The 26,452-nt window shown below is 67.5% G+C and carries 30 protein-coding genes; 8 read left to right on the forward strand and 22 right to left on the reverse strand.

All coding sequences use genetic code 11. From position 1 onward, the window contains the following. Positions 1-10 precede the first annotated feature (10 nt). Positions 11-1,420, forward strand: a complete 1,410-nt coding sequence (purB, locus tag AC3ENO_RS05135; protein WP_228179483.1) for an adenylosuccinate lyase — start codon at positions 11-13, stop codon at positions 1,418-1,420. 14 nt (positions 1,421-1,434) lie between these two features. On the opposite strand, the gene AC3ENO_RS05140 is transcribed toward purB, so the two are convergent. The 3 genes from AC3ENO_RS05140 to AC3ENO_RS05150 all read right to left on the reverse strand — a co-directional run bounded on the left by AC3ENO_RS05140 (position 1,435) and on the right by AC3ENO_RS05150 (position 3,524). Beyond that, entirely contained in the window at positions 1,435-1,788 is a 354-nt protein-coding gene (locus AC3ENO_RS05140; RefSeq protein WP_228179482.1) for an amino acid transporter, read from the reverse strand. Next, the gene (locus AC3ENO_RS05145; protein ID WP_228179481.1) at positions 1,785-2,438 is read right to left on the reverse strand and encodes an acyl-CoA synthetase; all 654 of its coding nucleotides are present in this window, start codon (positions 2,436-2,438) and stop codon (positions 1,785-1,787) included. The genes AC3ENO_RS05140 and AC3ENO_RS05145 overlap by 4 nt, the downstream gene beginning before the upstream one ends. 90 nt (positions 2,439-2,528) lie before the next feature. Beyond that, a complete protein-coding gene (locus AC3ENO_RS05150) occupies positions 2,529-3,524 on the reverse strand; it encodes an aldo/keto reductase (protein WP_228179480.1) in 996 nt (331 codons plus the stop codon). A gap of 71 nt (positions 3,525-3,595) precedes the next feature. On the opposite strand from AC3ENO_RS05150, the gene AC3ENO_RS05155 reads away from it, so the two are divergent. Then, the gene (locus AC3ENO_RS05155) at positions 3,596-4,090 is read left to right on the forward strand and encodes a GNAT family N-acetyltransferase (protein ID WP_434969539.1); all 495 of its coding nucleotides are present in this window, start codon (positions 3,596-3,598) and stop codon (positions 4,088-4,090) included. Positions 4,091-4,180: 90 nt separating this feature from the next. Here the strand turns inward: AC3ENO_RS05155 and AC3ENO_RS05160 are convergent, their stop codons facing one another. Genes AC3ENO_RS05160 through AC3ENO_RS05170 form a run of 3 tightly spaced genes read right to left on the reverse strand, consistent with a single transcriptional unit; the run spans position 4,181 to position 6,782 of the window. Then, positions 4,181-4,966 (reverse strand): dienelactone hydrolase family protein, encoded by a 786-nt coding sequence (locus AC3ENO_RS05160; protein ID WP_228179397.1) that lies wholly within the window; start codon positions 4,964-4,966, stop codon positions 4,181-4,183. A gap of 8 nt (positions 4,967-4,974) precedes the next feature. After that, positions 4,975-5,778, reverse strand: coding sequence for an alpha/beta fold hydrolase (locus AC3ENO_RS05165; RefSeq protein WP_434969541.1), 804 nt, complete (start codon positions 5,776-5,778; stop codon positions 4,975-4,977). Between the two features lie 47 nt (positions 5,779-5,825). Then, on the reverse strand, positions 5,826-6,782 hold the full coding sequence (locus AC3ENO_RS05170) for a LysR family transcriptional regulator (RefSeq protein ID WP_228179399.1): 957 nt from the start codon (positions 6,780-6,782) through the stop codon (positions 5,826-5,828). A gap of 85 nt (positions 6,783-6,867) precedes the next feature. Here AC3ENO_RS05170 and AC3ENO_RS05175 point away from each other — a divergent pair, with 85 nt between their 5' ends. Further along, positions 6,868-7,557: an aspartate/glutamate racemase family protein gene (locus AC3ENO_RS05175; protein ID WP_434969542.1), complete on the forward strand. Its 690-nt coding sequence runs from the start codon at positions 6,868-6,870 to the stop codon at positions 7,555-7,557. A 24-nt stretch (positions 7,558-7,581) separates the two neighbouring features. On the opposite strand, the gene AC3ENO_RS05180 is transcribed toward AC3ENO_RS05175, so the two are convergent. Continuing rightward, positions 7,582-7,995 carry a VOC family protein gene (locus tag AC3ENO_RS05180; protein ID WP_434969543.1) on the reverse strand — a complete coding sequence of 138 codons (414 nt, stop codon included), beginning with the start codon at positions 7,993-7,995 and terminating at the stop codon, positions 7,582-7,584. Positions 7,996-8,102: 107 nt separating this feature from the next. Between AC3ENO_RS05180 and AC3ENO_RS05185 the strand changes: the two genes are divergently transcribed. After that, positions 8,103-9,071, forward strand: a complete 969-nt coding sequence (locus AC3ENO_RS05185) for a squalene cyclase (protein WP_434969544.1) — start codon at positions 8,103-8,105, stop codon at positions 9,069-9,071. Here the strand turns inward: AC3ENO_RS05185 and AC3ENO_RS05190 are convergent. Beyond that, positions 9,049-9,456, reverse strand: coding sequence for a helix-turn-helix transcriptional regulator (locus AC3ENO_RS05190; RefSeq protein WP_363497824.1), 408 nt, complete (start codon positions 9,454-9,456; stop codon positions 9,049-9,051). The genes AC3ENO_RS05185 and AC3ENO_RS05190 overlap by 23 nt on opposite strands. Positions 9,457-9,519: 63 nt before the next feature. Between AC3ENO_RS05190 and AC3ENO_RS05195 the strand changes: the two genes are divergently transcribed. Next, the gene (locus AC3ENO_RS05195) at positions 9,520-9,909 is read left to right on the forward strand and encodes a TIGR03618 family F420-dependent PPOX class oxidoreductase (RefSeq protein WP_228179403.1); all 390 of its coding nucleotides are present in this window, start codon (positions 9,520-9,522) and stop codon (positions 9,907-9,909) included. 29 nt (positions 9,910-9,938) lie between these two features. Further along, positions 9,939-11,228, forward strand: a complete 1,290-nt coding sequence (locus AC3ENO_RS05200) for an NAD(P)/FAD-dependent oxidoreductase (RefSeq protein ID WP_434969545.1) — start codon at positions 9,939-9,941, stop codon at positions 11,226-11,228. Between the two features lie 17 nt (positions 11,229-11,245). Here the strand turns inward: AC3ENO_RS05200 and AC3ENO_RS05205 are convergent, their stop codons facing one another. From AC3ENO_RS05205 to AC3ENO_RS05235, 7 genes are all read right to left on the reverse strand, one after another. After that, complete coding sequence (locus tag AC3ENO_RS05205) at positions 11,246-11,953, reverse strand: substrate-binding domain-containing protein (RefSeq protein ID WP_228179405.1); 708 nt, start codon at positions 11,951-11,953, stop codon at positions 11,246-11,248. Then, positions 11,950-12,924: an aldo/keto reductase gene (locus tag AC3ENO_RS05210; RefSeq protein WP_434969546.1), complete on the reverse strand. Its 975-nt coding sequence runs from the start codon at positions 12,922-12,924 to the stop codon at positions 11,950-11,952. Before AC3ENO_RS05210 ends, AC3ENO_RS05205 begins: the two co-directional genes overlap by 4 nt. Then, complete coding sequence (locus AC3ENO_RS05215) at positions 12,921-13,877, reverse strand: Gfo/Idh/MocA family oxidoreductase (RefSeq protein WP_434969547.1); 957 nt, start codon at positions 13,875-13,877, stop codon at positions 12,921-12,923. The genes AC3ENO_RS05210 and AC3ENO_RS05215 overlap by 4 nt, the downstream gene beginning before the upstream one ends. A gap of 80 nt (positions 13,878-13,957) precedes the next feature. Next, entirely contained in the window at positions 13,958-15,316 is a 1,359-nt protein-coding gene (locus AC3ENO_RS05220; protein ID WP_434969548.1) for a protocatechuate 4,5-dioxygenase subunit alpha/beta, read from the reverse strand. Between the two features lie 2 nt (positions 15,317-15,318). Beyond that, complete coding sequence (locus tag AC3ENO_RS05225) at positions 15,319-16,254, reverse strand: amidohydrolase family protein (RefSeq protein ID WP_434969549.1); 936 nt, start codon at positions 16,252-16,254, stop codon at positions 15,319-15,321. Between the two features lie 2 nt (positions 16,255-16,256). Beyond that, on the reverse strand, positions 16,257-16,949 hold the full coding sequence (gene ligK, locus AC3ENO_RS05230; protein ID WP_434969550.1) for a 4-carboxy-4-hydroxy-2-oxoadipate aldolase/oxaloacetate decarboxylase: 693 nt from the start codon (positions 16,947-16,949) through the stop codon (positions 16,257-16,259). 10 nt (positions 16,950-16,959) lie between these two features. Then, the gene (locus tag AC3ENO_RS05235) at positions 16,960-17,988 is read right to left on the reverse strand and encodes an amidohydrolase family protein (RefSeq protein WP_434969551.1); all 1,029 of its coding nucleotides are present in this window, start codon (positions 17,986-17,988) and stop codon (positions 16,960-16,962) included. A gap of 126 nt (positions 17,989-18,114) precedes the next feature. Between AC3ENO_RS05235 and AC3ENO_RS05240 the strand changes: the two genes are divergently transcribed. After that, positions 18,115-19,020, forward strand: a complete 906-nt coding sequence (locus AC3ENO_RS05240; RefSeq protein ID WP_228179412.1) for a LysR family transcriptional regulator — start codon at positions 18,115-18,117, stop codon at positions 19,018-19,020. An 87-nt stretch (positions 19,021-19,107) separates the two neighbouring features. On the opposite strand, the gene AC3ENO_RS05245 is transcribed toward AC3ENO_RS05240, so the two are convergent. From AC3ENO_RS05245 to AC3ENO_RS05270, 6 genes are all read right to left on the reverse strand, one after another. Continuing rightward, complete coding sequence (locus tag AC3ENO_RS05245) at positions 19,108-19,761, reverse strand: hypothetical protein (protein ID WP_228179413.1); 654 nt, start codon at positions 19,759-19,761, stop codon at positions 19,108-19,110. Between the two features lie 77 nt (positions 19,762-19,838). Next, entirely contained in the window at positions 19,839-20,582 is a 744-nt protein-coding gene (locus AC3ENO_RS05250; protein ID WP_434969552.1) for an alpha/beta fold hydrolase, read from the reverse strand. A 49-nt stretch (positions 20,583-20,631) separates the two neighbouring features. Continuing rightward, positions 20,632-21,072, reverse strand: a complete 441-nt coding sequence (locus tag AC3ENO_RS05255) for a TA system VapC family ribonuclease toxin (RefSeq protein ID WP_434969553.1) — start codon at positions 21,070-21,072, stop codon at positions 20,632-20,634. Beyond that, the gene (locus AC3ENO_RS05260; protein ID WP_228179416.1) at positions 21,069-21,296 is read right to left on the reverse strand and encodes a hypothetical protein; all 228 of its coding nucleotides are present in this window, start codon (positions 21,294-21,296) and stop codon (positions 21,069-21,071) included. The genes AC3ENO_RS05255 and AC3ENO_RS05260 overlap by 4 nt, the downstream gene beginning before the upstream one ends. Positions 21,297-21,327: 31 nt before the next feature. Beyond that, the gene (locus AC3ENO_RS05265) at positions 21,328-22,617 is read right to left on the reverse strand and encodes a hemolysin family protein (RefSeq protein ID WP_434969554.1); all 1,290 of its coding nucleotides are present in this window, start codon (positions 22,615-22,617) and stop codon (positions 21,328-21,330) included. 94 nt (positions 22,618-22,711) lie between these two features. Next, positions 22,712-23,755 carry a TerC family protein gene (locus AC3ENO_RS05270; protein ID WP_434969555.1) on the reverse strand — a complete coding sequence of 348 codons (1,044 nt, stop codon included), beginning with the start codon at positions 23,753-23,755 and terminating at the stop codon, positions 22,712-22,714. 243 nt (positions 23,756-23,998) lie between these two features. Between AC3ENO_RS05270 and AC3ENO_RS05275 the strand changes: the two genes are divergently transcribed. Then, complete coding sequence (locus AC3ENO_RS05275; RefSeq protein ID WP_434969556.1) at positions 23,999-24,835, forward strand: formate/nitrite transporter family protein; 837 nt, start codon at positions 23,999-24,001, stop codon at positions 24,833-24,835. Between the two features lie 26 nt (positions 24,836-24,861). On the opposite strand, the gene AC3ENO_RS05280 is transcribed toward AC3ENO_RS05275, so the two are convergent. After that, the gene (locus tag AC3ENO_RS05280) at positions 24,862-26,373 is read right to left on the reverse strand and encodes an MATE family efflux transporter (protein ID WP_434969557.1); all 1,512 of its coding nucleotides are present in this window, start codon (positions 26,371-26,373) and stop codon (positions 24,862-24,864) included. Positions 26,374-26,452: the final 79 nt, after the last annotated feature.

Raw genomic sequence — 26,452 nt, forward strand, 5'->3', positions numbered from 1 at the left:
CAGGAGTACCGTGACCTCCCTGCCCCGTGAGCACGACGCCAGCTCGTTCGGCGATCAGCCGCTGAGTCCCCTCGACGGACGGTACCGCGCCGCGGTGGCACCCCTGAGCGACTATCTCTCGGAGGCCGGCCTCAACCGTGCCCGCGTCGAGGTCGAGGTCGAGTGGCTGATCGCCCTCACCGACCGTTCCCTGTTCGGCACAGCACCGCTCGAGGAGACGCAGAAGGAACGCCTTCGCGCGCTGTACCGCGGCTTCGGCGCCGACGAGATCGCGTGGCTCGCCGAGAAGGAGTCAGTGACCCGCCACGACGTGAAGGCCGTCGAGTACCTCGTTCGCGACCGGCTCAGCGAGCTCGGACTCGAGCAGATCGCCGAACTGACCCACTTCGCGTGCACGAGCGAGGACATCAACTCGGCCTCCTACGCACTCACGGTGCAGCGCGCCGTCGTCCAGGTCTGGCTGCCCCGACTCCGCGTCGTGATCGACCGGCTCGCCGCCCTCGCCCACGAGCACCGGGACGCTCCCATGCTCTCGCGCACCCATGGGCAGCCGGCGACCCCCACCACGATGGGCAAGGAGCTCGCCGTCTTCGTGTGGCGACTCGAGCGGGTCGAGCGGCAGATCGCGGCATCCGAGTTCCTCGCGAAGTTCTCGGGCGCCACCGGAACCTGGTCAGCCCACCTCGCCGCTGAGCCCGACACCGACTGGCCGGCCCTCTCGCGCGAGTTCATCGAGTCGCTCGGGATCGGGTTCAACGTCCTGACGACCCAGATCGAGTCGCACGACTGGCAGGTCGAGCTCTACGACCGGATCCGGCACGCGGGCGGCATCCTGCACAATCTCGCGACCGATGTCTGGACCTACATCTCGCTCGGGTACTTCTCGCAGATCCCGGTGGCCGGCGCGACCGGCTCGTCGACGATGCCGCACAAGATCAACCCGATCCGCTTCGAGAACGCCGAGGCGAACCTCGAGATCTCGGGTGGGCTGCTGGCCACGCTGGCGCAAACACTCGTCACCTCGCGGCTGCAGCGGGACCTCACCGATTCCACGACGCAGCGCAATATCGGCGTCGCCCTGGGGCACTCGCTGCTCGCGCTCGACAACCTCGCCCGGGGATTCACCGAGATCTCGCTCGCGCAAGCCGCGCTGGATGCCGACCTTGAGGGTAACTGGGAGGTCCTGGCCGAGGCGATCCAGACCGTGGTGCGCGCTGAGATCGTGGCCGGACGCTCGCAGATCAGCGACCCCTACGCGCTGCTGAAGGACCTCACACGGGGGCGGCGCGTTGGCGTCGCCGAGCTCGCGGAGTTCGTGCGCGGTCTTGACATCGGGGATGCCGCGAAGGAGCGCCTGCTCGCCCTCACGCCGGCGTCATACACGGGTCTCGCATCGGACCTCGTCTCCGAGATCGAGTGAGCCCCGGCTGAGCTTTAGGCGGTTGGTGCTGAGGAGCCGCCGGCCTCGCGGTCATCGGGCGCGGTCGCCGATGCCGCGTCGCCGTCGGGCTCGTCGTCCAGCAGCACGGGCCGATCAATGGTCTTGGTCACCTGCGCGGGGTCGATCGCCAGCAGCAGGAGTGCGAGCGCGACGAGGGTGACCACAAAGGTCACTCCCGCGACGATGAGCGCAACGACCAAAGCGTTCTGCACGTCTTCGGCGGGAATCTGCTGGAAGAACCCCATCGAGACGAGCGTCACGATTCCCGCGAAGAGGGCCGCAGCGAAGGCGAGCCCCAAGAGCTGAACGGGGCGCATGATCTCCCGGCGCGAGGGCTTGTCGGTCATGGCTTCCTCTCGGCCGTCGCTTCGGTGACCGCCGCCGCGGCCTCGGCATCCGTCTGGCGCGGCGAGAACGCAGCAATTCCGAGGTACACGGCGACGATCGCGGCGTAACCACCGAAAATGCCGACGGCGATGGTGATTCCGGTCAGGGTGAAAGTCTGTCCTGCTTCTTCGATCGTGTAGGTGAGGGCGTACTGCACCGGCACCGCGACGAGCCCCAGTCCGAGCAGGATGCCCAGTGCACCGACGAAGATCGCGTCGCGACTCTGCGAGCGCGGCAGGTGTGTCATCCGTCGCGCTCGGATACCCGCGACGAGTTCGACGATGCCGCTGAGCACAGCCCAAGCGATCACGGCGACGAAGAACATCGTGTCGGTTCGAAGGCCCGGCATCCCGGTTGCCATTCCGGCGAGGAGAGCGAGAATGCCGAGCAGCACCGCTGCCCACCGGTCGCCCTTCGGGAAGATCAGCCACACCGCGGCGAACCACACCAGACCCGTCGCGATCGCGAAGCCACTGAACACGGCGAGGCCGACGGCAGCGGAATGATCAGGGGAGAAGGTGATCATGACGGCCGCCAGCGCGGCGAAGAAGGCTCGCGCCAGCTGAAGATGCCTCACCTCGAGGGTGCGGAGGGGTGCAGCGCTGGTCACAACACTCAAGTCTATTCGTCGCGGCATGCCTGATCGGCGGGCCCGGGCTTCGCGCTCACCCCGCGGCCATGCACCGACGGGGGCGCTGGGTCACCACAGGGGATGGATCGCGTCGCGCAGGTGACGGTCGTAAACCCCGTGAACCGCCGCGTCGAACCCTTCGAGATCGAACGCGCCGGGCTCGAGCAGAGCCCCTGCGGCAGCGTTGGCCTCAGCCTGCTGAGGCGTCCGTGCGCCGGGGATCACAGAGGTGATGCCGGGCTGGGCGGCGATCCAGGCCAGGCTCGCTGCGGGAAGTGAGACTCCCTCGGGCAGCGCGGCAGCCAGCTCGGATGCCGCGGCGATCCCGACCTCGAAGTCGACGCCCGAGAACGTCTCGCCGCGGTCGAACGCCTCGCCGTGACGGTTGTACGAGCGGTGGTCATCGCTGGCGAATGTCGTGGCCGTCGTGTACTTGCCCGAGAGCAGCCCGGAGGCCAGCGGCACCCGCGCGAAGATCGCGACCTGGGCGGCGGCTGCTGCCGGGAGCACCTCGTCGAGCGGCTTGAGTCGGAAGGGATTGAAGATGATCTGCACGTTTGTCACGCCCGGGCGCGCAATGGCGGCGAGCGCCTGCTCGCACGTCTCCACCGATACGCCGTAAGCGGCGATGAGGCCGTCTTCGACGAGCCGGTCGAGCGCATCGAAGAGGTCGTCGGCAGCGATGACGTCGGTAGGCGGACAGTGCAGCTGCACGAGGTCGAGGGTGTCGACGCCGAGGTTCTCACGGGAGCGCTCGGTCCAGCCCCGGAAGGCTTCTTCGGTGTAGTTCTCGCGCAGTTGGTCGACGCGGCGTCCCATCTTCGTCGCCACGGTGATGCCGTGATCGGGTCGCGACGCGAGGAAGCGGCCGATGAGCTTCTCCGACCGGCCGTCTCCGTACACGTCCGCGGTGTCGAAGAGCGTCACGCCGGCGTCGGCGGATGCTGCGAGCACCGCCAGCGCGTCATCCTCGTTGACCGCGCCCCAGTCGGCGCCAAGCTGCCACGTACCGAGGCCGATTGCCGAGACGAGACGGCCAGTTCTTCCGAGGGGGCGCTGCTGCATGCATCCACTCTGCCACCCGCCGCCGACGTGCGGGCCGCGGCGCATCCTGCGGGAGGCTCTAGGGTATGGCCATGCCCGTCTCCTACCACTGCGCTGCGGCCACGGATGTTCCGCCCGAGACGCTGTACCGGATGCTGTGGCTTCGGCTTCGCGTGTTCGTGGTCGAGCAGCGCGCGGCCTACCCGGAACTCGACGGCCGCGACATCGAGCCCGGCGCGGAGCTGATGTGGGCGAGCGACGGCGATGAGGTGCTGTCCACCCTGCGCATCCTCGTGGACCCGACCGAGATGCGCATCGGGCGGGTTGCCACTGACGCCGCAGCCCGCGGGCGCGGCATCGCGGCAGAGCTCATGCGTCGCGCCGTCGCTCGATGCGAGGAGCGGGAACCCGGGGTGCCGATCGTGCTCGACGCACAATCTCAGCTCGCCGACTGGTACGCGCGTTTCGGGTTCGAGGTATCGGGTCCGGCGTTCTCGGAGGACGACATCCCGCACGTACCGATGCGCCGCCCCGCGGGAGGCGGCTGGCGCCCGTCGAACCCCCGCCAACAAGCCCGATCCCGCTGAGCCAGCCCGCACTGCCGGCTCGTTCGGCGCGTGCTGGCTCGTTTGGTATTGGTGGAGGATGCCGACCTCGCGATCTGAGGGCTCGACGCCTTAACCGGTCAGGCGCTCGCGCAGGAAGTCGACCAGGAGTTCGTTCGCGCGATGGGTCGGGTGGGCGGGGACGTCTGCCGAGGCATCCGTCAGTACGGAGTGCGCGTTAGCGGGGATGCCGTGAGGATTGCCGGGCGACGAGTCGATCTCGAACGCACGCCAGCCCTCGCCGAGCAGGCGCTCGAAGGCGGCGAAGCGCTGCGGCGGCACGCTGCGGTCCTGCGTGAATCGAAGTCCGAGGGCACACAGGCCGTCCGCGGCGCGGCGGCTGACCGCCGCCTCCTCGATAATGCTCAGACCCGTCGCCGACTTACCTGCCCCGATCGGCGGCGGCATCGCCGGCTGCGAAAGCACGGGGGCCAGCACGCTCTCGTCAGCTGCTGCGGCGAGCGCGAATCCGCCCGAGAAGCACATCCCGATCACGCCCACACCGGGCCCGCCGCATTCGGCATGCAGTTGGCGGGCGAGTGCCCGCAGATAATGGGCGATCGGCCGGTCGGCGCGGCGCGCGAAGGCCGCGAACTCCCGCGAGACGCACATACGAAGCGCCGAGCCCGCGATGTATCCGCCGCTGATGGGACGCTCCGGCGTGCCGATCACCGACGGCATCGCGACCCGAAAACCGGCCGCAACCAGGCGCTCCCCGAGAGCGATCACCTCGGGGGTGGCTCCCGGTAACTCGGGGACCAGGATGACTCCCGGCCCGTCGCCCCGGTAGTAGACGTCGTGGCGTACCCCCTCGTGCTCGAAGGGGATCATCTGCCACTGCGCGAGAAGCTCGCTCACGCGCTCAGTCAATCACTCGTGGCGAAGAACTCGACGCCGGCGGCCCGGAAGTCGCGGGACCCTGGGGTGTTGAAGTGGTGCCGGTCGGGGATCTCGACGAACGTGCCGTTCGGAGTCGCCTCGGCAAGGCGCCGCGACCGCGGAAGAATCGCGTCTTCGCTGCCGGTCGCAAACAGCACGGGCTGTTGCGGAGGCCGGTCGGGGTCGGGGTCGCCGTCCTCACCGAAACGCATTCCCTCGGCGAGCGCGACGAGAGCTGTCAGATCGTTGCCCGGGACTCGCTCGGCCAGGGTCACGTAGTTGTTGGTGACCTTGTCGGTCACCGGAGTGCCGTCGGCGACATACGCCTTCGCCTGGTCGAGCTGGAGGCGTGCCAGCGGCGTGCCGTCGGGGATGCCGCCGAGAACTGCACGGGTCACCAGCTGCGGGCGGTCGACAGCGAGCTGCCATCCAACCCGAGCGCCGAGCGAATAGCCGAGGTAGCGCGCGGAGTCGATCAGGTACGTGTCGAGCACTGTTGCGAGGTCGTCGATGAACGCGGGCATCTCGTACGCGCGAGGATCGTGCGGCTTGTCGCTCGCACCGTGTCCGCGCTGATCCACGCCGAGAACGCGGAATCCGGCGCGAGTGAGGTCGCGGACCCAGCCGGTGTTCACCCAGTTGTCGCGGCAGCTCGACGAGAACCCGTGGACCGCGAGCACAGTCTCGGCGTCGGGATCGCCCCACGAGTACGTGGCGATGCGGTACCCCTCGCCCACCATGACGTACTGCGGGTCGGGCATTTCGGTCAGCGGGCGCGGTGCGGCATCCATGGGCCCATTCTTCCGCGGGCACGGGGAAGCGGGGTCGGATGCCGAGATCAGACCCTTTCCAGGGCCTGGGCTGCCCGCTGTATTGCAGCGAGCGCTGCGCCCACCGACGGCACTGACCGCGCACTGCGCCGCGTGATGGCCGAGACACGGCGCGGAGCATGGTCGGCGAGGGGATGCACGGTCACGTCGGGGTTTCGGCTCGCACGAAGGGCGAGGGAGGGAAGGACGGCGACTGCCATGCGCGTGGCGACCAGTGCCTGCACGACGACGTAGTCATCAGTGCTGTGACGGATGTCGGGAGTGAACCCCGCAGCCGAGGTCGAGGTCAACAGGTGTTTGCGGCAGCTGATGCATCCGGTCACCCACTGTTCGTCGGCAAGATCGTCGAGCCGGATCTCGGACCGCGCCGTCAGCGGATGCCCGGGGGGAAGGACGATCTGGAGTGGATCAACCCCGAGGGGGGTGCGATCAGCGTCGGCCGGAACCGAGACGTGTCCATCGTCGTACTCGAAGACGATGGCGATATCGCACGCCCCCTCCTCGAGCGCGCGGAGGGCCTCGGGTGGTTCGAGCTGCTCCAGCCGCAGATCGATCCCCGGAAACCTCTCGGCCAGGTCGCTGACGGCACGCGCCGCGATCGTGGCGCTGGCCGACGGGAAGGATGCGATCCTCACGCGGCCCGCGCGCAGGTGAGCGTGGTCGGCGAGCTCGTGCTCGGCGTCATGCAGAGCTGCAGCGAGGGCGTCGGCGTGACGCAGCAGGGCGCGCCCGGCATCCGTCACGACCACCCCGCGGCCCTCCCGCGCAAGGAGGGGAACGCCGGCGACCGCTTCGAGGCGCCGGACGTGTTGGCTGACCGCCGGCTGCGTCCAGCCGAGCACCTGAGCAGCGCCGGTGAGTGATCCGGTGCGTCCGACCTCGCGGAAGATCAGGATGCTGCGGGGGTCGAGCGCCGGCAGGGCGCGCGGCGCATCCAGGTCGGCGTGCGTCTCGTGCGGTTCCATGTCACCCCATTCATTAGCACTGCTTTGGTTTCTTCATACAAGTATGCCGTTGTGCTGAAGTATCGCGCGGTGGTCTTGTTGAAGCATGAAAACCATCGGCCTGCTGGGCGGCATGAGCTGGGAATCCACCGCGGAGTACTACCGCATCGCGAACCAGACAGTGCGCGATCGGATGGGCGGGCTGCACTCCGCGAAGATCCTGCTCGACTCCGTCGACTTCGCCGAGATCGGTCTGATGCAACGCGAGGATCGGTGGGGCGATGCGGCCGACCTTCTCGCGACCCACGCGCGCGGGTTGCAGGATGCCGGCGCCGAGATGGTGCTCATCTGCACCAACACGATGCATAAGGTCGCACCAGAGGTCTCTGCGGCGATCGATGTTCCGCTGCTGCACATCGCGGATGCCGCTGCAGTTGCGGTCCGCGCCGCCGGACTGTCTCGGGTCGGGCTCTTGGGCACGGCATTCACGATGGAGCAGCCCTTCTACCGGGAACGCCTGGCCGAACACGGCTTGGACGTCGTCATCCCCGGTGATAGGGACCGCGAACTCGTGCACCGCGTGATATTCGACGAGCTCGCGATGGGCGTTGTCAGCGACGAGTCCCGCGCCGCGTACCGCCGCATCATCGAGGGCCTGGTCGCCGATGGTGCTGAGGGAATCATCCTGGGCTGCACCGAAATCGAACTGCTCGTAACGGGGGAGGACTGCCCCGTCCCGGTGTTCCCGACCGCCCGCCTGCACATCGAGGCGGCGGTCGAGGCAGCCTTCGCGTGATCTACAGCCCGGGAGTGCGACGCGTCAGTCGGTGAGCTGCTGAATGCGGATGAGGTTGCCGGCGGGATCACGCACCGCGCAGTCCCGTACACCGTAGTCCTGATCGATCGGCTCCTGCACGATCTCGGCACCGGCGGCCTCGAGAGCCGCGAAGGTTGCGTCGAGGTCGCGGGTTGCCAGGTTGATCCCGAAGTACGAGCCCTTCGCGATCAGCTCCAGCAGTGTCGTGCGGTCCTGGTCGGTCAGTCCGGGGGTAGCGGCCGGCGGATGCAGCACGATCGCGGTGTCGGGCTGGCCTGCCGGACCGACCGTGATCCAGCGCAGGTCCTCGTACCCGACATCCAGCCGCACCTCGTACCCGAGAACGTCGCGGTAGAAGGCGAGCGACTGCTCGGGCTCGAGATGAGGAAGAAAGCTCGAGTGAATAGTGGTCTGCATACCCGTCACGGTAGTGGCCGCATCCGGTGTGCGCTTCTCGATTCGTGACCGATAGGGGCGCCCGCGACCCACTGTCGCGTGTCGGCGGCGTGACTTACCCTTCGCGCATGGACCGTGACGAGCTCGAGCAGTGGCTGTTGGATTCCGACCCCACACTGCGGTGGCAGGTGCAGCGCGATCTGACGGGTGCGCCCGAAGAGGTGTGGCAGGCGACGCGGGCGAGCATGGCGCATGAAGGCGACGCCGCGCGGCTGCTCGCGCTGCAGGATGCCGATGGCCAGTGGGCTGGGGGCGCCTACTTTCCGGCGGGGTATACGGGCGAGGGACCAGGCCAGCCGTGGACCGCAACGACCTGGACCCTCACGACGCTTCGCGAGTGGGGACTGGATGCCGCAGCCCTGGCCGGGACGGCCGAGAAGCTGCGCGAGAACGCTCGGTGGGAGTACGACGATCTGCCGTATTGGGATGGCGAGACCGACGTGTGCATCAATGCCATGACCCTCGCCAACGGCGCGTGGCTCGGAGCTGACGTCTCGCCGGTCGTGGAGTTCTTCGTAACCAAGACGCTGCCCGACGGCGGGTGGAACTGCGAATGGGTCGAGGGATCTACACGCTCCTCGTTCCACTCCACGATCAACGCGGTGCGCGGCATCCTGGCGTATGAGCAGCTCACGGGCGATGACACCCTGACGAAGGTCCGTCATCGCGGGGAGGAGTATCTGCTCGAGCGCCGCTTGCGCTACCGCCTGTCGACGGGCGAGCCGGTGGGGACGTGGGCGGATCTGCTGATGTACCCCTACCGGCACCCGCATACGGCGCTGAAGGCCGTCGAGTACTTCTCCGAGGCTGCCGCTCACGACGGCGTTCGACCCGACCTCCGCATTGCCGAGACCATCGACAGAGTTCGGGACGCACGGCAGCCCGACGGCAGATGGCTGCAAGGCGACAAACTCGAGGGCGCAGTGTGGTTCCCCCTGGACGTCGAACCGGGTGAACCGTCGAAGTGGGTGACGTTTCTCGCGCTGCGCGCGCTTCAGCGCTGGGATGCTGCGGTCAGCGCCGGATCGGCCGAGTGACCTGTTTCGCGACACAGGGAATCAGGCCCGCCGCGTCATGTTCGGCGAGCGCCCGATAAGCACTCGGCGGCATTCCGACGAGCTCGGTGAACCGGGTGCTGAAGGTGCCGAGGGACGCGCAACCCACCGCCAGCGACACCTCGGTGACGCTGAGATGTCCCCGTCGCAGCAGTGTCATGGCGCGCTCGATCCGGCGGGTCATGAGGTACGAGTACGGGCTCTCGCCGAAGGCCGCCTTGAACTTTCGGCTCAGGTGCCCCGCTGACATGTGGGCGCCCCGGGCGAGTTCCTCGACATCCAGGGGCGCGGCGTACTCGCGGTCGATGCGGTCCCGGACGCGGCGCAGGAGCGCGAGATCGCGAAGATCGTCGGGATTCGGAGGCATGGTGCCCCGAGTCTCACACGATGTGGCGCGCGCTGTCGACGCTGGTGCGGCAGGATCGAGGGCATGGCCACGGCTCTCACCCACGACGGGCAGCGCTTCGTCTCGGACTACCACCTCGCAACACTGTCGACGCTCGCGCCCTCCGGGCTCCTCCACGTCGTCGCGGTCGGGTTCAGCTTCGCAGACGGTCTGGTGCGGATCATCACGATGGACGGTAGCCAGAAGGTGCGCAACATCGAACGGGATGGTCGCGCTACCGTCGCGCAGATCGCGGGCCCTCAGTGGCTGAGCATTGCGGGGCACGCGACGGTGTCGCGCGATCCGGATGCCGTCGCGCGCGCCGTGGAACTCTATGCGGCGCGGTACCGGCAGCCGCAGCCCAATCCGCGCCGGGTGGCGATCGAGCTGCGGCCTGAGAAGATCATGGGTTCCGCGGGACTCGTGGCACCGTAGCGTCGTAGTACTGAGCCCGGAGGACAGTCATGGCACGAACGCCGCAGCATGATGTGGTCGTTGTCGGTGCCGGGCTGGCAGGACTTCGGGCAGCGATCACGCTCGGACACGCCGGACGCGACGTTGTCGTTCTCGAGGCTGCAGACACCGTCGGTGGCCGGCAGCGCACTGACGCCGTCGACGGCTTTCTGCTTGATCGCGGGTTCCAAGTGCTCAATCCCGCCTATCCCGCGGTGCGGCGCTGGGTGGACATTCAGGCGCTACGCCTGAAGCCGTTCCCCGTCGGGGTGCAGGTGCGGCGCGAGCGCGGCCTCGCGACGCTGGCAGATCCGCGCCGGCATCCGTCGATTCTCGCCGCGACACTTCGCAGTGGTCTTCTCGCGCCACGGGACGTTGCCGGACTGGTGCGTTGGGCCGCAACGGCGCTCAGCGCTCCCCGGCGCGTGATCCGCCAAGCCGCCGCCGGCCGCGATCTGCCGGTGCATGAGGCGTGGGATCGTGCCGGACTGACCGGCCCGCTGAGAACCGCGGTGCTCGAGCCGTTCCTTTCCGGCGTCATCGCTGACGGGAGCTTCGAGACCTCCGACGCCTTCGTTCGGCTGCTGATTCGCATGTTCGCGCTGGGCCGCCCGGGCCTGCCCGAGCGCGGCATCCAGGCCCTTCCCGAACAGCTCGCCGCCTACGCCCGGACGCTCGGCGCCGAAATCGCCGTGCAGCGTCGCGTGACCGCCCTCCGTGAGACTGCCGCGGGCGTCGAGGTCGCTGTTGCCGGGGCAGACCCGGTGAGCGCTGACGCGGTGATCGTCGCCGTCGGACCGGAGGCGGCATCAGGACTCGCGCCGATTCCCGTGCCGAGGACCCGCGGCCTGCAGACGTGGTGGTTCGCGACGGATGCCGCGCCGTCGGCATCCGGCATGATCGCGGTGGACGGTACGCGCGCCGGACCGGTCGTGAACACGGCGGTGATGTCGCACGCCGTGCCCTCGTATGCGCCGAAGGGCATGCACCTCGTCCAGGCGACCTGCCTGCTGCCGCCGGCGACACACCGAGGTTCCTTCGATTCTCCGACCGAGGCGCAGGTACGGCGGCACGCCTCTCAGATCTGGGGTATGGATGCCACTGACTGGCGCTTGTTGCGACGCGATGACATCCCGCACGCGCTGCCGGCGCAGTCAGTGCCGCTGCGAACCGTCACGCGCGCGCGACTCTCGGAACGCGTCTACATCGCGGGCGATCACCGCGACACCGCGTCGATTCAGGGCGCGCTGGTTTCCGGCGACCGGGTTGCCCGCGCTCTTATCGCCGGGGCGCCCAGCTGAAAGAAGCCGCCAGCGCGCTACGGCGCGGGCGGTGGCGCGAAGTGGCGCGAGCGCGCGATGTCGCGAGCAGCGTCGGTGCGCAGGAAGGCGAGGATTGCGGCCGCGCCCTCCGGCTCCGACGACGTCGCGGCAATCGCACCCGAGAACACGGTGTCGATCGCGCAGTCCTGGGGCAAAACGCCCAGCACACTGACACCCGGGCTGCCGACGAGCTCACTCAGCTGCTGAAAGCCGAGATCGACGTCGCCATCGGCGAGAAGGCGCGCGACAGGGATGCCGGGCCTCGCCTGGACCAGCCGATCACCGACTTCCGCGCTCAAGCCCCAGTCCTCAATCATCGACACCAGCGCTGTACCGCTCGGCCCCGTGGAGTACCCGATCTTCCTCGCCTCCCGAATCGCCTCCCGCACAGCGGCGGCATCCGGGAATGCGGGATCGGAGACCGCGGTCGCCGGAGCGTCAGTGCCCGACGGAGCGCCCACTGCCACCTGCGACAGCACGAGGGGCGCCACGGATGCCGCCACGACGTGTCCGCCGGCGGCGAGCTTCGCTAGCGCACCGTCGGCAAGGAAGACGAGGTCGAACTCTTCGCCAGCGGCGACCCGGTCAGCCGCGTCGACTCCACCGACCGACTCGATCTCGACGTGCCCGAGCCCGGCATCGTCGGCGGCCGCCATGAGGTCGGCAAGCAGCAGCCGCGTCGCCATCGACGAAATGGCCTTCACGCGGCATCCTCGAAAGTCTCGGTGTCGACCTCGACAGCGTTGTTCGCCGGGTACCGGGGACCCGACACGGTTTCAGTGCCGATGAGCTCGCCGGCGCGCTCCAGTATGTCGGGCGTGACCTCGAGCTGCGCAGCGGCGATGATCTCGCGCAGGTGGTCGATGTTCGTCGTCCCGGGAATCGGCACGACATGCTCACCTCGAGACGACAGCCACGCGAGCGCGAGCTGGGCCGGGCTGACCCCTGCCTCAGCAGCGAGGGCGCGCCATGCCGGCAGCAGCGCTGCATTGGCTTCCCAGTGCGGCGACTGGAACCGCGGCATCCCGCGGCGGATGTCTTTGGCCACGAGCTCCTCGGGGTTGTGGACGGCATCGGCGAGGAACCCCCGCGCGACCGGCGAGAACGCCACGAGTGCGATGCCGTCGGATCTCGTCGCCTCGAGCATGCCCAGCTCCGCATTCCGGCTCCACAGGGAGTATTCGTTCTGCACCGCGGCGATGGGCGCGACCTGCTGCGCTTCCCGGAGTCGCGCCACCGAGACCTCCGAGAGTCCGATCGCACCGATCTTGCCGGCATCAACGGCTTCGGCGAGCGCCGCGACGCTATCGGCGATCGGCACCGACTTGTCCCAGCGGTGCAGGTAGTAGAGGTCGATGTGGTCGACGTCCAGTCGGCGAAGCGACGCATCCACCTGCGCCCGCAGCGTCTCAGGGCGACCATCGATGACGCGTGAACCGTCGACGATCGCCATCCCACCCTTGCTGGCAAGGATGATCTCGTCCCGTCGGCCCGCAATGGCCTTGCCGACGAGTTCTTCGTTGCGGCCGCCCCCGTACAGGGTGGCGGTGTCGAAGAACGTGACGCCTTCATCGAGCGCGGTCTGCAACAACCGCAGGCCCTCCTCGGGCTGCGGCGCCACCCCGTACGCGTGACTGAGTGACATGCATCCGAGCCCGTACCGGGGCAGGTTCATGCGAGCTGCTCCTCCAGCATCCCGAGCACGCGGTAGCAGTCGAAGACCTGCCGCACCGACGAATTGGGTTCGCGTCCCTCGCGGATCGCAGCCACGAACTCGCGGTCCTGCAGTTCGATGCCGTTCATGCTGACCGCGACCTGCGACACGTCGATCGGCTCTTCCTTGCCGTTCACGAGGTCGTCGTAGCGGGCGATGTAGGTGCCGGTGTCGCCGATGTAGCGGAAGAACGTGCCGAACGGTCCCTCGTTGTTGAACGAGAGCGAGAGGGTGCAGATCGCGCCGGTCTCAGCCTTGAGCTGGATCGACATGTCCATCGCGATCCCGAGCTCCGGGTGGATGGGACCCTGAATCGCATTGGCCTGGACGATGCGCCCCGCCTGGTAGGCGAACAGGTCGACGGTGTGGGCGGCGTGGTGCCACAGCAGGTGGTCGGTCCACGACCGCGGCTCGCCCTTCGCGTTCGTGTTGGTGCGACGGAAGAAGTAGGTCTGCACATCCATCTGCTGGATGTGGAACTGGTCGCTCTGGATGTGCTGGTGGATCCACTGGTGCGACGGATTGAACCGGCGGGTGTGTCCCACCATGGTGACGCGATCGGATGCCTCGGCGGCGGCGAGGGTGGCTTCGGCATCCGCAAGTGAATCGGCCAGCGGAATCTCGACCTGCACGTGCTTACCTGCGGCGAGCGCTGCCTGCGTCTGCGACGCGTGCATCCCGGTGGGGGTGGCGAGGATGACGGCATCCACGTCATCGCGCTCGAGGACGGCGTCGTAACCGACGACGGCGTTCGCAACCCCGTACTTTTCGGCGACGGCCTGCGTGGCCTCGGGCTTGGTGCCGCTGACGACCGTCACCTCTGCGTCGGGGATGTTGGCCAGGCCGTCGAGGTGCTTCATGCCGAAGGCGCCTGCCGCGCCGACAACGGCGATTCGGACCTTGTCACTGCTCATTCGGTGTCCTCCTTCGAACGTGGTGCGCTCCGTGGGGATCGCGCGATCGATCCCCACGGAGCGGGTCTATGGTCAGCCTGTCAGGCCGTTGCGCCGACAGGAACCTTCTCTCCCTCGGCGTCGGCAGCCTCCGTGGGAGCTGCGACGGGGTTGGTGATCACGAGGTGTCCGACCGCCGTGTTGGAGGCGGGCACGTGGTAGAACCGGTGGTTCACCTCGGGAGCGCCGCCACCGAACTGGTCGTCCATCGCGCCGCGGGCGATGAGCCACATGACCAGCTCGATGCCTTCCGAACCGGCCTCGTCGACGTAGTCGATGTGCGGCCATTCGGTCAGGCCCAGCGGGTCGGAGATCAGCATGTCGAGGAACGCGTTGTCCCATTCCTGGTTGATGAGCCCGGCGCGCGGGCCCTGGAGCTGGTGGCTCATGCCGCCGGTGCCCCAGATCTGCACGTTCAGCTCGGGGCCGTCCCACTTGTCGATGGCGCGGCGCAGTGCCTTGCCGAGCTCGTAGCAGCGGCGACCCGAGGGTACCGGATACTGCACGACGTTGACCGCGAGCGGGATGACCTTGACCGGCCATTCCTCGACCTGGCCGTAGACGAGCGAGAGCGGCACGGTGAGTCCGTGGTCGACGACCATCTCGTTGACGAGGGTCAGGTCGAAGTCATCCTGGATGACCGACTGTGCCAGGTGGGCCGCGAACTCCGGGTAACCCTTGACGTCGGGCACCGGACGGGGGCCGTAGCCCTCGTCGGCGACGGGGTACTCAGCGCCCGTACCGAGCACGAACGTCGGGATCAGCGAGGAGTCGAAAGCCGTGGCGTGGTCGTTGTAGACCAGGATGACGACATCCGGGGTGTTCTCCTTGGCCCACTTGCGGGTCCAGGTGTAGCCGTCGAAGACCTTCTTCCAGTACGGCTCTTCGGTCTTGCCGAGGTCCATCGCCGCGCCGATTGCCGGCACGTGAGAGGTGTACAGGGCCGAGGTGAGCTTGGCGGGAGCATCCGGCCGCATCGTCTCGGCCTTCTCGCCGGGCTGCGGCGGCGTCCAGCCATCGAGGTCCTTCATACGGTTGCCCTCGGGGCGGCGGCCGCCCGAGATCATCATGTCGCGGTAGGCGGCCTCGCTCATGCCGGTCATGGAACCGGCCATCTGCTGGAAGCTCAGACCGTGGGTGGCTCCGAGCTTGGCGAGGAAGTAGATGTTGCCACCTTCTTCCATCGCGGCGTTGAGGTCGAGGTCGAGGATCGCCTGCCGCGCCTTGGGTGTCAGCTGCCATTCGTCGAGGTAGGCCTCACGGTCGGCGAGGTACCGTTCGCGGTTCTCCGGCTTCATGAACGACATGCAGAGCTGGTTGATCTGGTAGCCCTTGCGGGCTTGCTCGGCGTCGAAAATGATCGTGCCGGGAACGTTCTTGTAGGGCTTGTCCAGTGCCATGGTCAGTCTCCTTCTGGCCAGTACAGTCGCCGCGGGTTCTCGACCAGCAGCTTCTGCTGCAGCTGGGCGGTCGTGGCGATCTGGGGGATGTAATCGACCAGCAAGCCATCATCGGGCATGTGGTCCTTGAGGTTGGGGTGGGGCCAATCGGTTCCCCACAGCACGCGGTCGGGGAATTCCTCGACCACGCGTCGGGCAAACGGCACGACATCGGTGTAGGCGTGCTGTTCACCGTCGAGAGCTCGGGGGCCGGTGATGCTCAGCCGCTCCGGGCACGACACTTTGGTCCACACGTTCGGGTTCTCCCGCATGAAGCGCAGGAAGAGGTCGAACTCGGGACCGTCGGGATCCTTGCTGACGTCGGGCCGGCCCATGTGGTCGACGACGACGTCGGTGGGAATGCTCGAGAAGAACTCGTAGAGGTCTGGTAGGTCCTCGGCCTCGAAGTAGATGACGACGTGCCATCCCAGCGGCGCGATCTTCTCGACGATCTCCTGCAGCGAATCGGTCGGCACACGGTCGACCAGTCGCTTGACGAAGTTGAAGCGCACCCCGCGCACCCCGGCAGCGTGCAGGTCGGCGAGGTCGGCATCCGTCACATCGCGGCGCACCGTGGCCACCCCCCGAGCGCGGCCTTCGCTGCGGCGCAGCGCGTCGACGAGAGCGCGGTTGTCGGCGCCGTGGCAGGTGGCCTGCACGATGACGTTCCGGTCGAATCCGAGCTGATCACGCAGCGCGAAGAGCTGGTCGGCTGAGGCGTCGCACGGTGTGTACTTGCGCTCCGGGGCGTACGGGAACTGCTCTCCGGGTCCGAACACGTGGCAGTGCGCGTCGACCGCGCCCTCGGGCACCCGGAATTTCGGCGTCGAGGGACCGTCGTACCAGTCCAGCCATCCGGGGGTCTTCTCGAACCCGCCGCTCGTGTCTCCGTGGGCCATCGTCAGTCCTCCACGTACTCGAGGCCGGCGGCGGCAAGCGGCTCACGCATGCCGTAGATATCCAGGCCCAGCACGCCCTCGCGGAACTTCTGGCGCTTGGCCTCTTCGTTGTCTTCGCGCTTCTGGCTGGCATCGGCCACTGCGCCGACGAGCTCGCGAGGCACGACCACGACACCGTCGACATCCGCGACCACGACATCGCCGGGGCGGACCAGGGCGTTCGCGACGACGACATCGACGTTGACCGAGCCAAGGGTCGCCTTGACAGTTCCCTTGGAGTTGATCGCGCGCGAGAAGACCGGGAAGTTCATCTTCTCGAGGTCGGCAACGTCGCGAACGCCGCCGTCGATGACCAGGCCCTTGCAACCCCGAGCGGTGAGGGAGGTGGCCAGCAGCTCGCCGAAGAAGCCGTCTTCACTCTCGGTCGTGCAGCCCGCGACGATCACGTCACCCTCCTGCACCTGCTCGGCAGCAACGTGGAACATCCAGTTGTCACCGGGCTGCAGCAGCACTGTCACTGCCGGTCCGCACAGCTTCGCCCCGGTGTAGGCGGGACGGATGTAGGGGCGAAGCAGTCCGACGCGGCCCATCGCCTCATGGATCGTCGCGACACCGAACTGTGACAGGCGCGCGACATCGGCGGGGTCGGGCCGCTCGATCTTCGTGCGGACGATGCCGAGGTTGTTCAGTCGCATGATGGTCCTCTCACTTCCCCTGCGCCGCAAGTGCGCGATCCAGCCGCGGGTAGACCCGGCGGGCGTTGCCCTCGAAGACGAGCTCGCGTTCGGCATCCGTCAGGTTCGGGGTTGCGTCGACGTAGCGCTTGGTGTCGTCGAAGTAGTGGCCGGTGCGCGGGTCGATGTCGCGCACGGCCCCGATCATTTCGCTTGCGAACAGGATGTTCTCGGTCGGGATGACCTCAGTGAGCAGGTTGATGCCCGGCTGGTGGTAGACGCAGGTGTCGAAGAACACGTTGTTCAGCAGGTGCTCTTCGAGCTCGGGCTTGCCGAGGGCCATCGCGAGTCCCCGGAACCGGCCCCAGTGGTAGGGGACGGCGCCGCCGCCGTGCGGGATGACGAACTTCAGGTCGGGGAAGTCGCGGAACAGATCGCCCTTGAGCAGCTGCATAAAGGCAGTCGTGTCGGCGCCGAGGTAGTGATCGCCGGTGGTGTGGAACTGCGACTTGCACGAGGTGCTCACGTGGATCATCGCGGGGATCTCGTACTCGACGAGCTTCTCGTAGATGGGGTACCAGGAGCGGTCGGTGAGCGCGGGTGCAGTCCACAACCCCCCGGAGGGGTCGGGGTTGAGGTTGATCTCGACGGCACCAAGTTCTTCTACCGCGCGGACGAGCTCGGGCACCGAGGTGGCGGGATCTTCGCCCGGCGATTGGGGGAGCATCGCGCCCATGATGAAGCGGTCGGGGAAGAGCCCGCTCACCCGCGCGACGAGGTCGTTGCAGATTCGCGCCCAGGTCTGGCTGACCTGAAGGTCGCCGATGTGGTGGGCCATGAAGGATGCCCGCGGGCTGAAGACCGTGAGGTCAGAACCGCGCTCGTTCATGAGCTTGAGCTGGTTCGCTTCGATGGTCTCGCGGATGTCGTCGTCGCTGATGTGCAGCGTCGCTGGGTCGGGGGCTTCGCCCTGGCCGTTCGCGAAGGCGATCTGTAGGTCACGCCACGCTCCGAGCTGGGCCGGTGCGGTGGTGTAGTGGCCGTGGATGTCGATGATCACCGAGTGTCGTCCTTGTCACTGGATTGGCGCTGTCACGGGATGCGTGCTCTCTTAACCGAGAGTAAGTCGGGGCTTCGGTATGGTCCAATAGATTCCGGAGTCCCTCTCCATAGACGGAGTCGATGCATGGCCATCCCGGATCTGAACCAACTGCGCACCTTTGTCGTGCTCTACGAACTGCGCAGCCTCACGGCAACCGCGGAGTTCCTGCATGTCACGCAGCCCACGGTGAGCTATACGCTCGCGCGTTTGAGAGAGCGCTTCGGCGACGATCTGTTCCGGCGCGAGGGGCACGTCATGGTGCCCACGACCCGCGCGACCCAGCTGTTCGGCCCGCTGCACGAAGCACTCGCGCAGATCGAGTCGACGGTGAGCGAGACGGCATCCTTTGATCCGTCGGCATTCACCGGAGAGCTCTCCCTCGGGTTGACCTCGATCGGTGAGCAGACGTTCCTGCCGCCGATCATGGCGGCCCTCGCGCGCGAGCGATCGACCGCGCGCCTCGCGGTGAAGCGGTTGGATGCCGACGAGGTGGAGGAAGAGCTCGTGCGGGGACACCTCGACCTCGCCATCACCGTCGCACTCATGGATGCCGCGCGCCTCTGGCGCACGCCGGTGCGCGCTGTGGAGTACGTGGCGCTCACCTCGCGACGGCATCCGTTGCCCCCACCGGGGCCTGACATGTTCGACGGACGCGGGTTCGTGCGCGTGTCATCCCGCGGCGGCCACACCTACCCGCTGCAGTTGCTGCTCGAGCACGGACTCATGCCGCAGGTCGCGCTGACTGTCGAGGAGTACGGCACGCTCCCGGCGGTGCTGCAAGACACCGATCTGGTGACGTTCTTGCCCCGTCACGTTGCTGAAGTGTTCTGCGGCTGGTTCCCGGCGCTCCGCATCGCGGACCTGCCCTGGCCGGGCCAGAGCACCCCGGTAGCGATCTTCACACGGCGCGAGTCGAGCCTCACACCGGCACAGCGCTGGTTCCGACGGCTCGTCCACGGCGCGGTCGTCGAGCCCGGCACCGAGATCTAGCCCGGCCCTCCGTTCAGTCGCGCCTTGATGCGGGCTCACCCGGCGCAAACCCACACTTAGGCGCGACCGAAAACAAGCCCCTTTGTCTCAGCTGCGTCGGGTGCGGTTCCAGCTCGCCTTGGCGGGTGCGAACGGGCTGCGGACGTGGATCGACCACGTCGAATGTGGGTGAATCGACAGGATCGCCTTCTCCCACCAGGTCCGCGCCTCTTCGGGAAGCGCGGGAAGGATGACGTCCTTGTCGGCTTCGTCGTCGGGGTAGGGCCGCAGTGCCTTCCAGACCAGCTGCACCTCGGGCGCGCCGGTGGGGATGTCATCGATGTCGAGGACTGCCTTCTCCCACGGGAGCTGTAGGCGAGGATCGCGCCGGTAGACCCAGCGGTCAGCGGTGCCGTCTTCGAGGTTGATCTGCAGGACCCAGGCATCCATCGCCTCGTCGAAGATCCAGGCCGACGGAATGTCGGCACCGTCGGGCAGGTCGGACCACCGGACGAGCTCGTCGCCGATCCGCGCCCAGCAGCTCATTCCGTCGGGGAGCGAGCCGACGATGTCATCGAGCTGGGTGTACACCGTGCTGATCGTGGTGCGGTCGCGCTCCCGCAGGGGTTCGCCGCGCCACTGGTCATAGGCGCTCCCGCCAGAGAGCCACCAGCGCGCCTCGGTGTCGGCGAGCAGGTCAGCGACGGATGCCGCGTCAAGTCGCGTCCACGGGGTGTCGAGGCTCGGCAGTGAGTCGGTCATGGTCCTATTGTGCTCCGCCACCGCGGCTCCCGCTCAGGAGGGCAGCGACCGCCGCTCAAGAGGGCCGGGACTGCCGCTCAGGCGGGCAAGGACTCGGCGAACCCGCGCACGTGCGCGACAAGTTCGGTCGGCGTCGTGACCATCGGGAAGTGCCCCGTCGCGATTTCGACGACCTGCCATCCGGGCTCTTCGCGCACGAGGCGTCGCACCGGCTCGATCGTCGGATAGGCGGGATCCGTGCAGTCAATGAACAGGCGTGGGACCGCCTCGAGCAAGGCTGCGTCGTAGTCGAGCGGCTGCCGGTACATCCCGAACGGATGCGGCACGTGCCGGCGGTTCAGCCACGCGGCATCCTCGGGAGTGAGGTCGAAGCCTGATTCGGCGTTGGGCGCCGGGAGCGAGTTGTCGTTCTCTGCAGCTGCCGCCAGCCGCGCCGCGGCGACCTCAGGCGAATGGGCAACACCCCACCCGTCTCCGGGGCGCGGGAACATCGCGTCGACGTAGACCAGGCCCGAGAGCACGCCCGGATGCCGCTGCTGGAGTTCGACGGCGGCGCCCGTGATGACCATGCCGCCGTAGCTGTGCCCGACCAGCACGACGTTCTCGAGCTCTTCCATCTCGACCAGGCCGATGACATCGGCGATGTGCGTGTGCAGGTCGATGTCGGGTCGGCGCAGGTGTGCCCGCTCGCCGTCGCCGGTGAGGGTCACGGTGTGGATCTCGAACCCGGCCTCACGCAGCGGCGCCAGCACGCGCCGCCAGACCCAGCCGCCTCCCCAGGCGCCATGGACCAGAACGAGGGTGGGGGCGGATGACGACATGGGCGAACCTCTCAAGACAGTGCCGACGCGACGATGCGGGCGACGGGAGTCAGGGTATCGGGAACAGCACTGCCTTGCCGCCCGGGACCGCCGCTGTGACGAGGCGGGTGTCGAAGGTGGCCAGCAGCGCGTCGTGGGACGCAGCGAGGTGCAGCAGGTAGGTATCCGTGACCTGCGAGCTCGCGAGCAGTCGCTCGGTATGGATTGACGTGTCGAGCAGGCTCACGGTGTCAGCGAGAAAGACGTGGTCGTCTTGCGCGGTCAGGCTCGCGAGGCTCGCAAGCACGACAGGAACCGGCTGGGTGTTCGGGTACTTCGGGTGACTGACCACCCGAACGACGCCGTTCTGCACGATGGGGCACGTGTGCCACGCGCCGTCCCCGTCCCGCTCCCCTCGCGCGGCAAACCAGACGTGTGCGCGTTCGTGATGGACGTGCAACGGGTCGATCAGAGCGATGATCGCGTTGACGTCCAGCAGATGGCGCGTCACTGGTTGTCATCTCGCAGTGCGTTGACATCGTCAAGGGTCGCGCGACCCGCCGCAGGCGTGGTCGGCAGCAGAACGATGCCGTTGCGCTTGTCGAAGCGCCGGCGTTCGGTCAAAGTGGCGCGAGCGAGCTGCGAAACCGCCTCTCCGAGCGTGATTCCCCGGGCGTCGGCGAACTGCTTCGCCGCGGCGAGAACGTCGTCGTCGATCGTGAGGGTCGTCCGCATGCATCAAGCATCACGCATCACGCATCCGTCGTCAACGCACTTGCCCAGCTTCATCCTCGGCGCGGGCAAGAAGTCGGACCGTCGCGATTCGCCGTCGATCCAGCGACGTGACCTGCAGTGTCGCGCCAGGGATGTCGACGGTGTCGCCGACGACGGCGAGCCGGCCGAGCTGCTCGATGACGTATCCGGCGATCGTGTCGGAGCTTCCTCGCGGAAGCTCGATGCCGGTGCGTTCTTCGAATTCCTGCAGGTTCAGGCGACCGTCGATGGTGTCGCTGCCGACGGTCGGGGTCTCGGCCGTGTCGTACTCGTCGAAGATCTCACCCACCACATCCTCGACAAGGTCTTCCAGAGTCACGATGCCGTCGGTCCCGCCGTACTCGTCGACGACGACCGCGATGTGGTATCCGCGGGCACGCAGGCTCGTGAGCGTGGGCAGAACCCGAGCGGTAGCGGGCACGTACGGGATGTCGCGCACGAGACGCGCAACGGGCTTACCGGCGTCGTCGCTGGCGGCATCGAACAGGTCGCGCACGTGCACGAAGCCGACGATGTCGTCGATGGAGGTGTCGGCGACGGGGTAACGGGAGTACGGCAGGTCGCGAATGCGTTCGATAGCGTCCGCGACGGTCGTGCCGTCATCCAGGGCTACGACCTCGGGTCGCGGCCGCATGACCTCGCTCACCTGTCGGCCACGCAGTGACAGGACGTCGTCGAGGATGCGTCTCTCATCCTCGGGCAGCCCTTGTTGGGACGTGACGATGTCGCGGATCTCTTCATCGCTGAGCTCATCGGCTGTCTTGTTCGGGTCTCCGCCGAGCAGCCGCACGAGCGCGTTGGTCGAGACCGACAGCAGCCAGATGACAGGTCGCATCAGCACCGCGAACCCATCGAGCACGGGGGCGACGGCGTACGCGAACTGGGCGTTGCGCTGGATCGCAAGCCGCTTGGGAACCAGTTCGCCCAGCACGAGCGAGAGATAGGCGATCACGAGAGTGAGGACGATCGTGGCGATCGTCGCCGCGACCGGCTCGGCAAGGCCCAGACTCATCAGGAGCGGGGTCACCGACGGGGCGATGGATGCCGCGCCGTACGCCGCCGAGGCGAATCCGGCGACCGTGACCCCGATCTGGACCGCGGACAGAAAGGTGTTCGGGTTCCGCGCGAGCGCCGCCACCTTCGCGCCGCGCCGACCGCGCGCCGCGATCGCATTGAGCTGGCTCTCCCGCAGCGTCACCAGCGCCATCTCGGTGGCAGCGAAAACGCCGCCGATCAGGACGAACGCGACGACCAGTGCGACGTTCCACCATAAGTCACCCATCAGCGGGTCACCCCGCCGATGCCGCCGGCGCGGCTGGCGCCCGGGGTCGCCCGGGCGCCGGGTCTGTCACCGGGGGCGGCCGTCGCGGGCGCGCTCACGATCGCCCCCGCACGTCGGTGATCGCGTCGGCCGCGGCATCCGTCTCACTCGCCTCCCCGGCGAGCGCATTCGCGCGACGGTCCTTGCGCGTCTTCGCGAGACTTGCGACCGTGGCGACCGCGATCGTCCCCGCGATGAACAGGAGCGAGATCCAGATGGGGATCTCGGGGATCACCGTGATCGGCTCGCCACCGTTCAGGAACGGCAGCTCGTTCTTGTGGAGGGCGTGGATGAGCAGCTTCACCCCGATGAAGGCGAGAATGACGGCGAGGCCCTGAGCGAGGTAGACCAGGCGCTCGAGCAGGCCGCCGATGAGGAAGTAGAGCTGCCGCAGACCCATCAGGGCGAAGGCGTTCGCGGTGAAGACGATGTAGGCCTCTTGCGTGAGCCCGTAGATCGCGGGGATCGAGTCGACCGCGAAGATGAGGTCGACGAATCCGATGGCGATGATCACGAGCAGCATCGGGGTGACGAACCGGCGGCCGTCCTTCTTCACCGTCAGCTTGTCGCCGTTGTATTCGTTGCTCACGGGCAGGATGCGTCGCATGAAGCGCATGAACCTGCCGTTGGCGGGGTCCGACTCACCGTGGGTGAACGCCTGGCGGTAGGCGAGGTAGAGGAGCAGTGCGCCGAAGACCCAGAAGATCCAGGAGAAGTTCTCGATGAGCGCCGCGCCCACCGCGATGAAGATCCCCCGCATGATGAGGGCGATGACGATGCCGATCATCAGCACTTTCTGCTGGTAGATCTTCGGCACTGCGAAGCCGGTCATGACGATGAGGAAGACGAAGAGGTTGTCGACCGACAGCGCCTTCTCGGTGAGGTACCCGGCGAAGTACTCGCCGCCGAAGTCCCAGCCCGACACCAGCCCGATTCCGACGCCGAACAGCAACGCGAGGCCGATGTAGAAGGCCGACCAGCGAGCGGATTCGCCCAGGGTCGGTTCGTGGGGCTTTCGCACGTGCGCGTAGAACTCGTACACGAAGAACGCGATGGTGACCGCGATCGTGATGAGCCAGACCGTCAGGGTGACGTTCACAAGGGACTCCTGCCTTGGCGTTGATGATCAGATCTACGCCAAGGTCTTCTCCATCCCCGTTGCCGAGAACCGGTGACCCGGGACGCGAGAGCGTCCGTAATGACGAGCCGACCGTGGTGGAGTACTCCCCTTGGTTACGCGCGACGATACCGGAATCGCAGTTCCTGTTTCTGGGAAGGGGCTGGGAGCTGGGGTTTTCGACGTAGCCGCCCCGATGGCGCTCCCGGCTGCGAGGATGGCACGATGAGCGATTCGCGCGAAGCACGGGCAGAGCAGCGGCGCCAGGACGGCCCCAATGACGAGGCCGTCGAGGAAGAGATCGAGATCGAGTTTGAAGAGGTCGTCGGCGAGGGTGCCGAGCGGCTCCACCGTACGCTTCGCGCGACTCTGGTCACGGGCTTTCTGGGCGGTGTCGAAGTCGGCATCGGGGTGCTGGTCTACCTCGGCATCCTGTACCAGACGGGTGATCAGCTTCTCGCGGGCCTCGGATTCAGCGTCGGTCTGATCGCGCTCCTGCTCGCCCACAGCGAGCTGTTCACCGAGAACTTCCTGCTGCCGATCGCCGCGCTCGTCGCGCGGGAAGGCACATGGCTCGACCTGGCCAAGCTCTGGGGAGGCACGCTGCTGTCGAACTTGCTCGGTGGCTGGCTGATCATGGCGATCATCGTTCTCGCATTCCCCGACTGGCACCCGGTCCTCGCCGAGACCGCCGAACACTTCATCGAGGCGCCCTTCAACCTCGAGTTCGCGGCCCTCGCGATTCTCGGCGGCGCCGTCATCACTCTTATGACGCGGATGCAGACGGGCACCGAGTCCGTACCGGCCAAGATCGCTGCGGCCGTGGCCGGCGGCTTCGTGCTCGCCAGCTTCCAGCTGTTCCACTCGATCCTCGACTCGCTGTTCGCCTTCGGAGCGATCATCAGCGGAGCCCCGATCACCTACCTCGACTGGCTGCTCTGGTTCCTGCCGGTTCTCCTCCTGAACCTGGCTGGCGGCGTCTTGCTCGTCACGCTCCTGCGCATCGTGCGGACGGGCGAGCTGTTCGAGCTCCGGCGGTGCAAGAACGCCGGCCGCGCTTAGCACCTGGGGCTAGTCTCGAGCGGTGGTCAACGACGCATCCGCCGACGACGCGGGCGTATCGAGGGAAGACGCCCGAGCAGCCGCCGACGCTGCTCAAGGACCACGACTGGGACAGGAGCAGTCACGATCGCATCAACCGCCAGCGATCCGTTTGTCGGTCCGACGATCGGGATGGGCGTGGTCGGGGTCGGTGCGAGCGGCGAGACCGGCATCCGCAGGAGTGCGCGCCGTGCGTGAAGGTACGCGGGCACGAGCACGAGCGTGGCACCGATCCAGGCGAGCGGGTTGCTCCAGACGATGCCGATGAACCCGAACATCGCGCCCAGCACGATCGCTGCGCCCACGCGCATGACGAGTTCGACGATCCCCGTGATGGTCGGGATCAGGGCGTGGCCCAGGCCCTGCAAGGCGCCGCGGAGCACGAACAGGATGCCGAGCGCGGCATAGCTGAAGGCGTTGACGACGAGCATCGTGGCGGCCATCGAGACGACGTTCTCGACCCCGCGGCCCACGAAGAGCTCGATGATCTGCCTCCCGAAGGCGACGAGCGCGACGCCGAGCACGACAGACGCGATCGTCGAGATCACCAGAGATTGCCTGACGCCGCGTAGGATGCGATCCGGTCGCCGAGCGCCGAAGTTCTGGGCGACGTACATCGACACGGCGAGACCTAGCGACTGGAGAAGAGCCACCGCGAGGCCATCGACCCGCGAGGCAGCGGTGTAGGCGGCGACTTCGGCGGTGCCCAGCTCGTTCAGGCGCACCTGCACCGTCAGGGTGCCGATCGCGATGATCGACGCCTGGAAGCCCATCGGCAAACCGAGCCGCAGGTGGTTGAGCACCTCCGCGCGGCGAAGTCGCCAGTCGGCGCGGTGCACATGCAGAGCAGGAGCCCGCCGGCGCACGTAGTCCAGGCACCAGATCACTGAGAGAGCCTGGGCGATGACGGTGGATGCCGCGGCTCCGGCGACTCCCCACTGGAGGGGTCCGACGGTGACGATGACGAAGGCGACGTTGAGCGCGCACGCGATGCTCAGGAACACCAGGGGCGTGCGGGAATCGCCGATCGCCCGGATGATCGCCGAGAGGTAGTTGAAGAACATGATCGCGCCCGACCCGAGGAAGCTCACCTGCGCGAACACCGTTGCTTGCGGAATCAGAGCGGGGGGCGTCTGCATCAGCACGAGGAGCGGTTCGGCGACCAGTGGTGCGACAACGGTCAGGACAACGGATGCTGCCGCCGTGAGCACCGTCCCGACAGCTACGGACCGGCGCACTGCAGCGCCGTCGTGCGCGCCGAACGCCTGCGCCGTCGGGATCGCGAACCCCGTCGTCATGCCCCACGCAAAGCCGAGCAAGAGGAACAGCAGGCTGCCCGTCGCCCCGACCGCCGCGAGCGCGTCAACGCCGAGCTGGCGCCCGACAACGATCGCATCGACGAACTGGTAGAGCTGCTGCACCACGTTGCCGATGAGCAGCGGCACCGAGAAGAGAAGGATCACCCGCCACGGGTGCCCGGTGATCAGGCTGCGCGCCATTCGTGCCCTCGAGTCTTGCGTCGGAGATGGGGAAGACGGTGTCGTTGAGGGCACCGTTGCTCAGTTTATCGAATCGATT

It is taken from the genome of Microbacterium sp. bgisy207, from assembly GCF_057706855.1.